Here is a 13,317-nt window from a genome sequence, read left to right as displayed (position 1 = left end):
CTCAGCGCCTGCCGCTGTGCGGAGGTCCCAAGACCGTCCCACCCGCCGGTCGGCCTGCCGACGTCGGCAGGAAACGTGCCGATGATCAGCCTGCCGGGATGTAGCTGCGCGCCGGCTGCGCCGGCCCCGCTCTGCCGCTCGATCGCCTCAATAATGCCCAGGTCGACCCGCTGTGCGGGAACGACGGCCTGGTGTGCGGCGAGCACCTCGGTGGAAGCCGGGCGAAGGGATCGGAGAATCTGCTGCGGCAATGACGAGGTCGCTTGCAGGGCCTTATTGGCACGACGCCCGGCCAGGCCGTGTGACCGGGAACCCGCCAACGCCGACCAGCTTGGTGAGTCAGGTAACTAACTGCGATGGCGGGTAAGCCGGCACCTACTCCCGTCGGCGGCGTGAACGACATCGGCTCGGTTGCCGACGTTGTCGATGTGCGTCATCACGCGGGGCGCCGACAGCGAGCACGGATTGGCCACGACGGCGAACCATGGCATCGCAAGGCTTTCGACGGCCTGGCCTCAAGGCGGCCCCATCCGGCTCTCCCGCTGCTTGCAGCGGGAGAGCCGCTCTGTGACGAAGTCGCGGCCGTCGCGCAGGGTCCCAAGCGCCAGGGATTTTTTCGCGAATCCGAAATCCGAAGCATCTGGGCGAACCTGCAAACTATTGGGCAGGCGCAGACGGAGTGGAGTGGGGCTTCTCGACGAGGCCGTGGCGGGCCGTGAGGGCGGCCAGGTCGGGGATGCGGAGCGAGAACGACGCCCGGCACGCTGCAACAGACCCCGACGCGGGCAGCGAGTTACACGGGCTTCAGCTGGCGGAACTCATGGACGCTCAGAGGGAAGCGGGAGGACAGGATGCCGGAGCGCAGATCTCCGCTAAGGGCATCGGTCAAAAACTTCGTAGCGGTGGTGTGGTGGTGCTCCCAGCGTTCACCACGCGCTTCGTTTACCATGACCGTCCACTCGGCCGGATCGACATCTGGCCGAACGAGCCAGTAGAGGCATTCACCGTTGTCGGTGGTCGCCCAGGGGACAACTCGAGTGCCCACTTCTTCGAGTTCTTCCGGCTTTTTCTCGAACTCCCAAAGCCCTTCGAGGGCTTCAGTCTGCTGGTCCTCCCACTCAAGGAGGTCGTAGTTGTCGTTCGGGCACCCCGGCTCCAGGAGATACAGGTAGTCGTCCCAGTTACTGCCTCCATAGGTGTGAATCAGCTCCTTGTAGTCGGCAGGCAGCGGCAGGCCGAGAGTCTGTTCGACTTCCGCCCAGTCCTTCTCCCGCCGCTCGGCGGGCGGGGGAATCACTTGAATGAGTCGGGCCAGGGAGGGGTTCACAGTGCGCTCCTAACCATCGCAGGGGTCCTGTTGTCCTGTTTCATCGGCACCATATAGGGTTCACGTCCCTCTCTTTTTGTTCGGTATAAATGCAGAGTTACCAGGCTCATTAATTCCAGTGCTCCCATGCTGGGTAAATTCAAAACCGTCTGAACCATGCGCATCTATACGGACACCGGTGGGGATCGGCCTACTTCCGTCATAGACTGGAGTCACGCTATATTGTATAGTTTCCCCAGCCTCGACCGCCTTGCGAACTTGATTCTCTATATGGCGCATTACAGGAGAGTTGGCGTAGGCGTGCATCGTTACAAAGTTCGCCGGATCGAAGTTTGATCCGCCGAGCTGGGCACCGAGCAGGTGAGCGCGATTGTATCCCTGGTCCTTTGCCCAACCGGGAGGGTTGCCGTGGGGGTCGGTGGGGTTTGCGCCCATCATGTCCTTCCCGAGAGTGGCGTGCATCGCTGTGGGGCGGCCGTGTTCGTCCAATTGCCCGTAGAGGACACGCTCGTCCCAGGTGATGTCATCAGGCTCGTTCTTTCGGCACGGCGCCAGCCCGAGCGGGTCCGTCCAGGTCAGTGGGTTCGCCACGTAGGCGAGTGGGTTAGGGGCCGGTGCTAGGCCCAGGGGGTCCGGGGTGAAGTAGCGGGCTGTTTCTGGGTCGTAATAGCGGAAGTGGTTGTAGTGGAGTTGCGTCTCGGGGTCGAAGTACTGGCCGGGGAAACGCAGCGGCGTGTAGGCGGTTGCTTCTGGGCTCCAGCCCGTGGCGCCCCAGAGTGTGGTTCGGGCACGCCATGCGATGTGGCCGTTTTCATCGACGAGTTCGGTCGGGGTGCCTATCTGGTCGGTGATGATCGCGAAGAAGCGCTGGTCGATGACGTGTTGCGGACTGGTGGCCGGCACCTTGCGTTCGGTCTGCGCAACCGGTGAGAAGCCATCGTGATCCCAAGTGAGGGTCACTATCTCGGAGGCGAGGTGGGTATGGGAGGTCTGTTCGGCGAGCGTTCTGCCGTCCCATACGAACCGGGTTTCTTCTAGGATCGTTATCCAGTCGCCGGCCAGACGCTGTTTAGCGATACGTCGGCCCAGCGGGTCGTAGAGGTAACGCCATTGGGTACCGTCTGGAGTGATGACGGCGGTTAGGTGGTCTTCGGCGTCCCAGGTGTAGCGCCAAGTATCGGGTTTTCTTGAAAGTCTGGCTTTCTGACGCAGGGTTACCCGACCGGCTGCGTCGTGTTCGTAGCGAATGTTCCCGGCACGGGTGATGCGTGTCCCGGTGTAGGTTCGGTCACCGCGGGCTTCGGATCCGATGTGGCGGCTGGGCCAGGTGGCGTGGGTTTGGTTGCCAAGCCCGTCGTAGGCGTAGGCCTCGTGCCAGTCAGCGGCGTGGACGGTGGTGGCGCGCCCTGTGGCATCGAGGTCAACGCGCCTCTCGCCGTCACGGTCATCATCGATCGCGATGAGGTGGCTGTCGGCGCGGTACGTGTACTCACGGTGTCGTATGCGGCGCCCCGCACTGTCGGCGACTGATTGGGTGGTGAGACGCCCCAGGTCATCGAATGTGTGAGCGAGGGCGAAGTGTTCGCCTGCGTGGCGTGAGAGTTCCCTACCTGCCTCATCACGGGTAAAGGTGAGCATGCGGCCGGAACAGGAGAGCTCAGTTCGGTTGCCTGCAGCGTCGTAGGCGTAGGTGCTGGCCGCTCCGGTCGGGGTGGTGCGGCTGGCGCGCCGTCCCTGTGCGTCGTAGGTGTAGCGCAACGTGCGGCCGTTGACTGTTTCCGAGAGCAGTCGTCCGCCGTTGTCCCGTTGCAGCGTGAGAACTGCATCTGGGCCTTTGGCCAGGGCCAGGCCGAACGTGTCGTATGCGTAAGTGGTGACAGCACCCTCGACTCTGGCATGGCTGGCCGGCTACCGGTTCCCCGCGGGCGAAGAGGAGGGCCCGGGGCAGGCGCTGCTGGAGGCGTTCAGGGCGCCGACGGGCCTGCGGGCAGGGGTGGCGGCGAGCGGGCTGGACGAGTTGACGGGGCTGGACCTCGCTTACCGGATGCTGTGGCAGCGGCGGCTGCTGTTCGACGTCGGGCAGCCGCTGCTGCCCGACGCCACGGCTTGGACGGCCTGAGGAGCGGAGGGGCGCGTGGCGGGAACAGGCGAGGGCCGGCTTGCGGGGTCGCTGTCCATCGGGGCGCGGGTGCACTGGCAGGAGCGTGAGTGGGAGGTAGTGGAGTGGCAGGGGCCACAGGTCACCCTGCTACCGCAGGACCGGGGGGAAGCGCCCCGCGCGGTGTCGTACCGGTGGCTGGTGGGGGCGCAGGACTTCGCTGCCCTCACCAGTGGTGCAGCACCGGTCGCGGACTGCGCGGTCCTTAGCGGGTGCGGGCGCCAGGAGGGCCGGCAGGAGGAGGCCGAGCTGTGGCAGGCGCGCATGGTGGAGATCGACACCGGTCTGGCGCCGGGCCGAAGCGAGCATGAGCGGGGATTCGGGCCGGAGACGACGCTGGCGCAGCGGTGCGCTGCGATGTCGGCGCGGCTAGCCGCCGACGGCATCCGCTGCTCCGCCTACACGCTCGCCGACAAGCGGCGCACGTGGAAAGCGGCCGGGGAGAACCCGGCCGTCCTGCTGCCCGGGACGCGGGACAAACGGCCGGGTGGCTTCACCGACCTGCGGTGCCTGACCGCCATGCAGGAGGTCGTGGCCCGGCGCGCGCACGAGTCGGACGTGACCATCGAGCTGATCCGCGAAGAGGTCGAGGACCTGCTGCACTCGCGCTACGGCGAGGAGCTTGGCGATCCGGTTGCCGTGGCGGCCCTGTTGCCCTCCCGTTCCACCTTCTACCTGCGGATGAAGGAGTCCGGCCTGGCCGATGCCCTGGCCCGGCCGACGCGGGCCCGCGCTGCCCTGGCCTCCACCCCGCCTCTGCCCCACGGCGGGCGCGAGGCCGTGCTGCGGCCGGGACAGGTGACTCAGGTCGACACGACGCCGCTGCGGATCCTGGCTCAGGGCCGCAGCCACAAGAAACGCGGCCGAGGCATCGACCGGATGCCGCTGTTCACGATCGCCGAGCTCCAGCAGATGGCCCAGGAATGGGTGGCGCTGGAGTACCAGCAGACCTCCGACGCGGGGCTGCGCGATCCGTTCCGGCCCGGCATCGTGCTGTCCCCCAACGGCATGTACGCGCTCCAGGTGGCCCGCAGCGGCTACCGGCCCCTGCCGCTCTCCCCCGCCCAGAGCCGCTTCTTCCTGCTGCCGCGGTGGGTCATTCCCGGCAAGGGCGGCTTCATGATCAACTACCGGACGTATCAGCCCGTCGCGCAGGACGCCGGGCACTACCGGGAGATCCTCCTGCGCGGCGGCTCGAAGCTGGTCGGCCGAGGGGGCAAGTGGGAATGCCGCTTCAACCCCTACCGTCCCGAGCGGGTGTGGCTGTACGACCACACGGCGGGCACCTGGGTGACGTGTGACTTCCGGCTGCGGCACCTGCGCAACGATCCGTGGACCGCGGACATGTGGCAGGAGCACGCCGAGCAGCACCGTGCGGCCGGCGGCAGCGCGCAGGACGAGGAGGCGATCGCCCTGTCGCTGGCGCAGCGCGACCGGCGCCGGCGCAGTCGCAGACCGCCGCCCGAGCGCACCGGAGCCGAACCGCCTTTCCAGGGGCTGGAGGTGGAGACCGAGCATCCGTCCCAGGACCCCTACGCGGGCTTGGAGGAGTTCGATCTGTCGACCCTGCGGCCCCGCCCGGCGCTGCCCATCTCCCCCATGGCGCCCCCGCCCGTGTCCGTGCCTGCGGCCCTGCCCGCAGGTGCGGACACGGGCGGGGAGCAGGAAGGCGGGCAGAACCTACACCCGCTCGCGGCTCTCTTCGCCGACGCCGACGACACCGGCAGCCCGCCGGACGCCCCTGCCGCCGGAACGCCGGCCGAGGCATATGAGGTGGTCGAGGCCGAACTCCTCAAGGGCCTCGACTCCGGTGCGGACGACGGCAGTTACGAGGACGGCGAGGATGTCATCGACGTGTGGGAGGAGCGCACGCCCGGAGGCATGGGGCCGTGAACGACAAGGCCGCAGGCCGAGCCGCAGGCGTGCTCCTTATGCCGAAGCCAGCCTTTGCGGAGGAATGAACCGGAAGCCGTAGACGAGAGGACAGTGCGATGAAAGCGTCCGTGGAACTGCGCGACAAGCGCGAGGCACGCCTGCGTCAGCAGTGAGCTGCCGCAGATCGACCCGGTAGTCCCGGGCGTGCTTGGTCTGGGAGTTACTGTCGCCCCCGTCGTGGGCCAGCACAGGTGTGGCCAGGGCGAGGGTGAAGGCTGCCGGCAGTGCCAGGAGGGCTGTGAAACGGGCTGAGCGCTTGACTGTCATTGCGATGCATCCCCTTCCGGGGAGGTTCACCGGCCGGAGACCGGCTCCACTGTGGGTACCTGTCCTCCCTCTATTCGTCGCGGTATCCGATCTGGATTGGTCGCGCGTCGCTCCTGTTTGATCAAACCGCCGATGTGAGTCGCGGAGCACTCAGGGGCTCGGCCGATCCTCGTGCGCAGGGGCCCAGCGCGACGGGCCCTTTGTGGTACGGCCCAGTCGTCTCCTGGGAGGCGTTGAGCTCCGCTGGCATGGGGTCGGGGCGTGGCGCAGGTTGAGAGTCCGGTTCCCCGCTGTGGGGGCTCTGCGCAGCGGGCCGAATTGCCGGATCAGGTCCTTTGTCGAGAAGCAGAGTCATGCTGAGGGAGGTGGCGGCCGCGGCGGACAGCAGGAGGTGGGCGTTGCGGCAGCCGGCGCAGGGGCATGGTCCACGTCCAATTACGTGGAGGTGGTGGGCTCGGTGAGTCGGCGCCCTTGAGGGTGGCGTAGACGACGAGGTTGTGGCTGTACTCGCCTCGCTGGCGGTCGTAGGTTCCGCCGCAGGTGATCAGGCGCAGTGCGGGTGGTCCGGTGGTGGCGTAGACCTGGCTGTCGGGCAGCGAGTCGCTCCAGCGGGTACAGACGCGGTAGGCGCGCGGCCGGTGCGGATCAGGCACCCGGGGCTTCCAGCCATCCCGGTGGTTCACGCCCGCGATCATCGTCGGCAAGGATCGGGTCGCCGGCCGCGATCCGGCCGACCAAGGGGAACTCCGCCGCTGGAAGTGACATCCGTACAACCATCCTGTCGCCGACACCATACGTCGCCTGAGCGCAGGTGTCCTCTGCCGAATTGATCTTGTTACCTTGCATTGGGTTCGCCAGTCTGTCGGATTGACCAACTATCGCCGCGCGTCCCGTCCTCCAGGAACTGTGACCACGCCTGCCGACGAGGCGCAGGAGGCCGCGCCACAGCTGGGGTGAGCCGGCATCAACGACGCGGCCGCGGCCGGTGGCCAGCTCCAAGGACAGCAGCAGGGTCGAGACGTACTGCGCCCCGTGGTACTGCGCGTAGATGGCCTGGTCGGCCAATGCGGCTTGGTCCGCGATGTGAGGTTCCCCGGGATGCGGAGGGTGGTGACAGCTGGTCAGATGGGACTCATGAGAGGAACTTTGACCATGACCGCGCCGAGGAAGTATCCGCTGGAGTTGCGTGAGCGTGCGGTGCGGATGTACCGCACTGCCGACCCGAGGCCGCAGATCAAGCGGCTGGCCACCGATCTCGGGGTGATTGCCAAAGCCGGAGCCGAAGCTGGTCGCGGGGCGGCCGCAGGTTCCTGACCGGCAGGCTCTGTGCGGGATCTTGACGGCTGCCCCTCCAAGTCATCGGCGCCGCAACCAGCGTGACGGACACCCGCAGTGCAGGGCGTGCCACGGGGGTGCGTCCCTCACCGACTCACTGGTGCTTCACCCTCGATGAGGGTCGCGCCGCCTCTTCCAGGCGATCCCAGGAGCCAGCAGCCGAGGCCCTCGGTGACCAGCGGACCTGTCGGATTCGGGGCGCCGGCCGTAGCGTCGTCGAAGCCGTCGTCGCTCATCCTGCTCGTCAGTCACCGCTGAACAGCTGGAGTTGCGGGGCAGCATCCGCCACCGGTCCACCGTGTCCCGCTCGTCCGCCTCCGTTGAGGAGAACGGAACTCGGGTTGCTCATGAGTCGTCCTCCAATCCAATCAGAGACCGCAGCTCCTGGCGGGCCTTTCCTGGGCCGCGGCCTTCCTGGCCTTCCAGCAGGACTGCGGCGATTGCGTCGAGCTTGCTCTGGACCGCCCGTTCGGCCCGTAGCTCGGAGTTCTTGAGCAAGGCCAGCAGGAGCAGGGTCACCGCCGACATCGCCTCGTCCGCGAACAGGAGCCATTTGACCGGCAAAGCGATCAGGTGCAGGGCGACGACCACGGCGACCAGGAGCAGGCACACCACGAAGAACGTCGCTGAACTGGTGAACCGTGAGCCGTTCTCGGCCAGCATCTCGAAGGGCTTGTTCCGCGAGCCGCCCCGGTCGGACGGATGCTTGAAGATCATGCGACGTCTTTACAGCGGACCGGGGTCCGCCCGGCGCAGCCACGCTCACTGACGGATTGGTTTGAGCAGGCGGTCAGCCTGTCTGCCGCAAGGGGGCACTGGCGTGGTGCAGACTCTTGATCGTTTGCCGGTAGGAGTCGATCAGTCCCGTCTGGAGGTACGGCACGCCCAGCTGTTCGCAGTACCGGCGGACGATGGCCTGGGCGAGTCGCAGGTTCGGGGACGGCATGCTGGGAAACAGGTGGTGTTCGATCTGGTAGTTCAAGCCGCCCAGGATGACGTCGGTGATCCGTCCGCCGCGGACGTTGCGTGAGGTGAGGACCTGGCGGCGCAGGAAGTCGGGGCGGTGCGGTCCCGTCAGGGTGGGCATCCCTTTGTGGTTGGGGGCGAAGATGGAGCCCAGGTACACCCCGAACAGGCACTGGTGCACAGCCAGGAAGGCCACCGCCTTGCCCGGCGGCAGGACGGCGAACAGCAGGGCGCAATAGAGGGTGAAGTGTCCGAACAGCAGGGTGCCTTCCAGGCGGCGCTGTTTGAGGGAGCGATTCGCGAGGGCGCGGACGCCGGCTACGTGGAGATTGAATCCCTCAAGGGTGAGGAGGGGCAGGAAGAGGACGGACTGGGCCCGTCCGACCATGCGGGGCAGCTTTGAGGCTTGGCGGGCCTGGGCTTGGCTCCAGACGAAGATGTCGGGTGCGACGTCCGGGTCGAGGTCCTCGTGGTTGGGGTTGGCGTGATGGCGGGAGTGCTTGTCCTGCCACCATCCGTATCCCATCCCGATCCCGAGGTTTCCCGCGAGGCGGCCGGCGGCAGCGCTCGCCTTCTTTCGCGTGAATACCTGCCGGTGCCCCACGTCGTGGGCGACGAGAGCCACCTGTCCGAACACGGCGGCCAGAAGAGCACCAACGGCGAGCGTCCACCAGCTGTTGCCCACCAGCAGGAACGCTCCCCAGCCGGCGAGGTACAAGGCAGCGACGAGCGCGATACGCACGGCGTAGTAGGCGGGCCGGCGGCGTAGCAGCCCGGCCTCCTTGATCTGTTTCGAGAGCCGGGCGAAGTCACTGCCGCCCCTCGGATACCGGCCTTCGGGTGCGGGTGGGCGCAGCGGTGCCTGAGTGGTCATGACGGTCCTTGTGTTCCGGTAGCCGGGCTCATCGTGTGCTGATGGCCGGCCGGGCAGCGCTGTGTGCCGGGTGCCGTGCTTCCTCTGGGCAGTCGGGTACCGAAGGCGGCGGAGAATTCCTGGGGAGCCGGGACTTGGGTGAGTTGTTGATCGGGCAAGTGATCCGTCCTTCTGTCTGGGCCGGATGCGGGGGTGTCCCCTGTGTCGAGACGTATGCGTCGCTGATGGTCTGGAGCGTCCGCAGGACGTACGCCCTCCCGCTCTGGCGGGGCTCACAGGCGTGACGTTGTGCGGAGCGTGAGGCTTCGCCAAGGTTCTGGCCTAGAGCATCCGAGCGGGGGCTGGCGCAGTCGTCCACGGTTGGGCAGCCGGTCCCCGCTATGAGGTCACTGGTCGAGGGGCACCGTAGGAACGAGTCTCAGGGCCGGAGCGGTGGCGGGGCCATCGGTGAGGAAGCAGGTGTCGGTCACCTCCAAGAGCCTGACGACGGCGGGCAATGGACCGTGGAGACGTACGGAATCGCCCGTGACGCCGGCCCGGTGTGCGGCGGCCAGGAGAGTGTTCAGGCCGCTGACGTCGCAGAACGTAAGTCCCTCGACGTTGATCTCGATGTCGCCCCGGCCGACGGACTGCAGGCAGTTCTGTAGAGCCGTCTGCAGCAGGGGGACGGTTTCCCGGTCCAGCTCTCCCACCAGGGTGAGGCCCATCCGGGTTTCCAGGTTCTGGTTCACCAGCAGGGTGCGCGCAATATGCATAGCGCCTCAGTCAGAAACGGCTCGACACCGCAGTGACACACTCAGGGGCAGGCGGTTCCGCACGCCGTAAGTGCGGGCCTTCCTCCGAACAAGACCAGGATCGAGCCTTCGCGACTGCGCGCTGCTCCCGCCCCGCCGACTTTGCTCCGTGGGTACACGGGATTCTGGCAGGGTCCTGCATCACCGCTGTGCTCAACGCGCCGAATTCCGTGGCGCTGATATGAGCCTACGCCGCATATCAGGCGTCCGACAGGTGCGTGTCCGCGACGGCTGGAAAGTGGGCCGGTTGTGACGCTTGCAAGTCGACTCGGACAGAGGACCCAGCGCTTGCGGCCGGACAGTCCAACAGCACCGCCAGCCTGCCCGTGGCCGAGGTGCAACAGGGAGTCCACCTGGGGAGGGCTGGCAGCTAGGGCGTCGCGTCCCGTCTGCGCCGTTTCATCGTGCGTGTCCTGCGTGGGAGTTTTTCGTACAGCAACCGGCCCACCAGCGCGCCGCCGAAGACGACGACGCCTACACCGACCAGCCAGGACTGGACCACGAGGACGGTTCCGACGGGGCCGAAGCTGACGGTGTTGGATGCGATCAACGGCGAGAAGACGAGTCTGGAGAAGAGGCGCAGGCCGAGCAGCCCGATGACGGTGACCATGGCGCCGGGGAACAAGGCGCGCCAGCGGATCCGCCCGCCGAGCAGCACGTGCTGGGACCACCAGAGGAACAGCAAGGCGCTCAGTGATGCCATCACCCCGCTCGCCAAGGGCTTGTCCCGCAGGGTCGTGGTGGCGGAGAAGAAGAGGTATCCGGTGAGGACGGTGAGCCAGACCACGTGCCGCCACCTGGCCCACCAGCGGGCCGGTGGGAGGTCCCAGACCTTCTCGTAACCGCTCTGGACCGCGGCACCGAGGGTCAGGCCGAACACGGCGAGGGCGGCGATGCCGAAGGCCGTCGTGGTCCGCAGGGCCTGGCCGGGCTGGATGAACAGATGCTCGACCTGCTGCCTGGATGCCTTCGAGACCCCGAGCCCTTCCCCCAGCCACTGCGCGAATCCCCGTCCGTTCTCCGGGTCTCCCGAGGAGACGATGATCAGCAGGGGCACCAGAGTGAGAAATCCGAGTGCGGCGAAGCCCAGTGCTCGTTGTCCCAGTCCGAGAGCGCTGCTCCGCCGCCAGGCGCGCCCCACTGTTGAACGGCTGACCGCTCGACGCGCCCGACGCAGCGAAGAGGAATGGTTGCGGGCGGTGGAGGGCTTCATCGGCATCGTCGTGAACTCGTGGCTTGGGGGGGCCGCAGGTGCCACGTTCAACCGGCCGGGCGTCGCCGCGAGCGCGATACCGAGCGCACGAGCAGATACAGCACGGCGACCACGGCGAGCAGCACCCCGACGGACAGCAGATACAGCATTCCGTCCACGACGGCGCCGATAACAACCAGAGCGGCCGCGCTGCCGAGGAGTACCAGGAAGACGACCATGACGCTACGCTCCCGAGGCCGAGGGGGCAGCCGTACCGGACGAGGGACAGAGTAGGGCCGACTACCAGTAGTGCCGGCGTCCGCCGACCGCGTGACCGACCGCACCCAAAATCCATAGGATCACTCCGATAGCGACCAGAACGATCCCGATGGTCCACAAGATCGAGATGCTGGCCACGAAGCCGATCACAAGCAGGATGATCCCAAGAATGATCATGATGAACTCCGATCTCGCAGGGACCTCAATGACAGGGTAGGCGCACCCTGTGGAGCGCGTCTTCCCGTGGGCGGTTGCGCCGTCAGCCCGGATCTACGACCCGGCCCGCCCGCTGCACCTGTGGGCCGCACTGATGCGTGTGAGCTGGAGTTCGACCAGCGCTGCGTTGGCGGAGAAGTACGGCACTCGACGGACGGTGAGACAGGCTCTGCAGTCGGCGGTGCCGCCGACCGAAGATGCCAAGCACGGGATGACGTGGCTGGCCCCCGCGAAACGGTGGATGGACGCGACCCTCGGGGAGGACCAGACCGCACCGCGCCAGCACAGGTACACCGCCCGGCGCCTCCATCAGGGGCTGGCCGCCGGATACGGCTTCGACAGCGCGACGTGCTCCACGATCTGCGACTACGTCCAGATCCGGCGCCCGCAGATCGAGGCCGAAATCCGTCGCGGCCGTCAGCACATGGAGGGCATGGTTCCCCAAGCCCACCTGCCCGGGAGGAGACCGGGGTCGACTTCCCCCGGGGTTGGGTACAGCTATGTGCCGCTTGTGGCTATGCGAACAGGCCCTCGAAGGGCGCTCCGAGGGCCTGGATGACCTCGCTTACGGGATCAGGGCCGGGGTGAGGCTGATCCCGGGGAGTGGACACCGTGTTTCATGCGACGAGTGACAGCGTACGTGTCGTGATCAGTTGTTGTTCAAAGTCGGCTGGTGTGCGGTAGCCGAGCGCGGAGTTGCGGCGGCGCCGGTTGTAGTAGGAAAGCCAGCGGAACAGCTCGAGTCGGGTCTGTGCCTTCGAGGTCCAGCGGCGTCCGTGGAGCAATTCGCGCTTGAGGCCCTGGAAGAACGACTCGGCGAGGGCGTTGTCGTAGCTCGAGCCCACTCGGCCCATGCTGCGGCGGATGCCGTGCCGACGGCAGACGTCGGCGAAGGCGGCCGCGCTGTATGGGGCGCCTCTGTCGGTGCGGAAGACGACGCCGTGGACCCGGCCGCCGCGGGCGGCCACGGCCATCTCGATCGCGTCGGTGACCAGCGATGTGCGTATGTGGTCGGCGATCGACCAGCCCACGACCTTCCTCGAGTAGATGTCGATCACCGTGGTGAGGTAGAGCCACGTCGAACCGACGGCTATGTAAGTGATGTCGCCGCACCACCTGGTGTTCAGGGCGTCCGCGGTGAAGTCGCGCATCACCAGGTCCGGCACGGGCGCCGCGGTCCTGTCCGCGATCGTCGTCCGCTTCTTCCTCCGCAGGTGGCGGCCGACGATGTGATTGGTCCGCATCAGCCGGGTGACGCGCTTGCGGTTGATCCTGTGCCCTCTCGCCCGCAGCTCGGCGTGGACGCGCGGGGCGCCGTAGGCGCCATGGTGCTCGGCGTGGACGCGCGGGGCGCCGTAGGCGCCATGGTGCTCGGTGTGGATGGCGCGGATCTCACTCACGGTCCGCTTCTCCTCGGCTTGGCGCTCGGCACGGGCCTGCTCGGTGGCCAGATGCCGGTAGTAGCCGGCGCGGGACGCCCCGAGCACCCGGCAGATCCGCTTGACGCCGAAGTCGGCGCGGTTGTCGGAGATGAAGTCCCAGCGGCGGGATCTCACTTCACCTCCCGAGCGAAATAGGCGGCTGCCCGGCGCAGGATCTCGCGCTCCAGCCGCCACTCCTGCTCGGCTTTGAGCAGCCTGGCGTTCTCAGCCCGCAGCCGGCCCAGTTCCTCTGCCCCACTGACGCTTCCGGCGCGGCCCTCGGGCACCGCCTGGGCCTCGTCCTTGCGGACCCACGTCCGCAGCGACTCCGCGGTGATACCGAGATCCGCGGCCACGGCGGCGTACGTCCGATTCCCGGCTGCGGCGCGGTAGAGCGCGACAGCGTCCTTCCTGAACTCCTCCGGATACGGAGACTTGCGTCCCACCTGGACATCCCTCCCTGGACCATCAAGATCCATTGTCAGGGTGTCCACTCCAATGGATCAGCCTCACCCCGGCCCTGATCCCGTAAGCGAGGTCATCCAGGCCCTCG

11 protein-coding genes and 3 pseudogenes are annotated in these 13,317 nt (G+C 67.2%); 3 read left to right on the top strand and 11 right to left on the bottom strand.

What is annotated here, in order from left to right:
• The 3 genes and pseudogenes from E2E34_RS35950 to E2E34_RS37635 form a co-directional block, all read right to left on the bottom strand.
• Positions 1 to 206: pseudogene (locus tag E2E34_RS35950) on the bottom strand (hypothetical protein); the annotation flags it as partial.
• Positions 207 to 793: 587 nt separating this feature from the next.
• Positions 794 to 1,327, bottom strand: coding sequence for an SMI1/KNR4 family protein (locus E2E34_RS22330; protein WP_138903695.1), 534 nt, complete (start codon positions 1,325 to 1,327; stop codon positions 794 to 796).
• Between the two features lie 60 nt (positions 1,328 to 1,387).
• Positions 1,388 to 3,205, bottom strand: a pseudogene (locus E2E34_RS37635) (RHS repeat-associated core domain-containing protein); the annotation flags it as partial.
• Here E2E34_RS37635 and E2E34_RS22320 point away from each other — a divergent pair.
• Both E2E34_RS22320 and E2E34_RS22315 read left to right on the top strand, forming a co-directional pair.
• Entirely contained in the window at positions 3,201 to 3,446 is a 246-nt protein-coding gene (locus E2E34_RS22320; protein ID WP_244315976.1) for a hypothetical protein, read from the top strand. The pseudogene E2E34_RS37635 and the gene E2E34_RS22320 sit on opposite strands and share 5 nt — an antisense overlap.
• 15 nt (positions 3,447 to 3,461) lie before the next feature.
• A complete protein-coding gene (locus E2E34_RS22315; RefSeq protein ID WP_138903693.1) occupies positions 3,462 to 5,378 on the top strand; it encodes a transposase in 1,917 nt (638 codons plus the stop codon).
• Between the two features lie 1,235 nt (positions 5,379 to 6,613).
• Here E2E34_RS22315 and E2E34_RS22305 read toward each other — a convergent pair.
• Positions 6,614 to 6,770, bottom strand: a pseudogene (locus tag E2E34_RS22305) (phosphatase); the annotation flags it as partial.
• Positions 6,771 to 6,839: 69 nt separating this feature from the next.
• On the opposite strand from E2E34_RS22305, the gene E2E34_RS35570 reads away from it, so the two are divergent.
• Entirely contained in the window at positions 6,840 to 7,001 is a 162-nt protein-coding gene (locus tag E2E34_RS35570; protein ID WP_167518349.1) for a hypothetical protein, read from the top strand.
• 366 nt (positions 7,002 to 7,367) lie between these two features.
• Here the strand turns inward: E2E34_RS35570 and E2E34_RS22300 are convergent, their stop codons facing one another.
• From E2E34_RS22300 to E2E34_RS22280, 7 genes are all read right to left on the bottom strand, one after another.
• Complete coding sequence (locus tag E2E34_RS22300) at positions 7,368 to 7,739, bottom strand: hypothetical protein (protein ID WP_138903692.1); 372 nt, start codon at positions 7,737 to 7,739, stop codon at positions 7,368 to 7,370.
• 73 nt (positions 7,740 to 7,812) lie between these two features.
• Complete coding sequence (locus E2E34_RS22295) at positions 7,813 to 8,862, bottom strand: fatty acid desaturase family protein (RefSeq protein ID WP_138903691.1); 1,050 nt, start codon at positions 8,860 to 8,862, stop codon at positions 7,813 to 7,815.
• Positions 8,863 to 9,248: 386 nt separating this feature from the next.
• The gene (locus E2E34_RS22290; protein ID WP_138903690.1) at positions 9,249 to 9,617 is read right to left on the bottom strand and encodes an STAS domain-containing protein; all 369 of its coding nucleotides are present in this window, start codon (positions 9,615 to 9,617) and stop codon (positions 9,249 to 9,251) included.
• A gap of 409 nt (positions 9,618 to 10,026) precedes the next feature.
• Positions 10,027 to 10,875 carry a YhjD/YihY/BrkB family envelope integrity protein gene (locus E2E34_RS22285; protein ID WP_167518348.1) on the bottom strand — a complete coding sequence of 283 codons (849 nt, stop codon included), beginning with the start codon at positions 10,873 to 10,875 and terminating at the stop codon, positions 10,027 to 10,029.
• Positions 10,876 to 10,916: 41 nt separating this feature from the next.
• A complete protein-coding gene (locus E2E34_RS35565; protein WP_167367969.1) occupies positions 10,917 to 11,087 on the bottom strand; it encodes a hypothetical protein in 171 nt (56 codons plus the stop codon).
• A gap of 61 nt (positions 11,088 to 11,148) precedes the next feature.
• A complete protein-coding gene (locus E2E34_RS35560) occupies positions 11,149 to 11,304 on the bottom strand; it encodes a DUF6131 family protein (protein WP_167518347.1) in 156 nt (51 codons plus the stop codon).
• A 656-nt stretch (positions 11,305 to 11,960) separates the two neighbouring features.
• A protein-coding gene (locus E2E34_RS22280; RefSeq protein ID WP_138903688.1) for an IS3 family transposase occupies positions 11,961 to 13,210 on the bottom strand; the annotation gives its coding sequence in 2 pieces (ribosomal slippage) (positions 11,961 to 12,964 and positions 12,964 to 13,210; 1,251 coding nt in all).
• Positions 13,211 to 13,317 lie beyond the last annotated feature (107 nt).

Source organism: Streptomyces albidochromogenes (assembly GCF_005981925.1).
GTDB classification, from domain to species: domain Bacteria; phylum Actinomycetota; class Actinomycetes; order Streptomycetales; family Streptomycetaceae; genus Streptomyces; species Streptomyces albidochromogenes.
Note: the sequence above shows the minus strand (reverse complement) of the source record. Positions and strands in the feature narration are given on the sequence as shown.

What these genes read in the sequence shown, in the direction of transcription:
- E2E34_RS35570 (WP_167518349.1), top strand. Translation starts at nt 6,840, where the DNA reads ATGACCGCGCCGAGGAAGTATCCGCTGGAGTTGCGTGAGCGTGCGGTG.
- E2E34_RS22300 (WP_138903692.1), bottom strand. Translation starts at nt 7,739, where the DNA reads ATGATCTTCAAGCATCCGTCCGACCGGGGCGGCTCGCGGAACAAGCCC.
- E2E34_RS22295 (WP_138903691.1), bottom strand. Translation starts at nt 8,862, where the DNA reads ATGACCACTCAGGCACCGCTGCGCCCACCCGCACCCGAAGGCCGGTAT.
- E2E34_RS22290 (WP_138903690.1), bottom strand. Translation starts at nt 9,617, where the DNA reads ATGCATATTGCGCGCACCCTGCTGGTGAACCAGAACCTGGAAACCCGG.
- E2E34_RS22285 (WP_167518348.1), bottom strand. Translation starts at nt 10,875, where the DNA reads ATGCCGATGAAGCCCTCCACCGCCCGCAACCATTCCTCTTCGCTGCGT.
- E2E34_RS35565 (WP_167367969.1), bottom strand. Translation starts at nt 11,087, where the DNA reads ATGGTCGTCTTCCTGGTACTCCTCGGCAGCGCGGCCGCTCTGGTTGTT.
- E2E34_RS35560 (WP_167518347.1), bottom strand. Translation starts at nt 11,304, where the DNA reads ATGATCATTCTTGGGATCATCCTGCTTGTGATCGGCTTCGTGGCCAGC.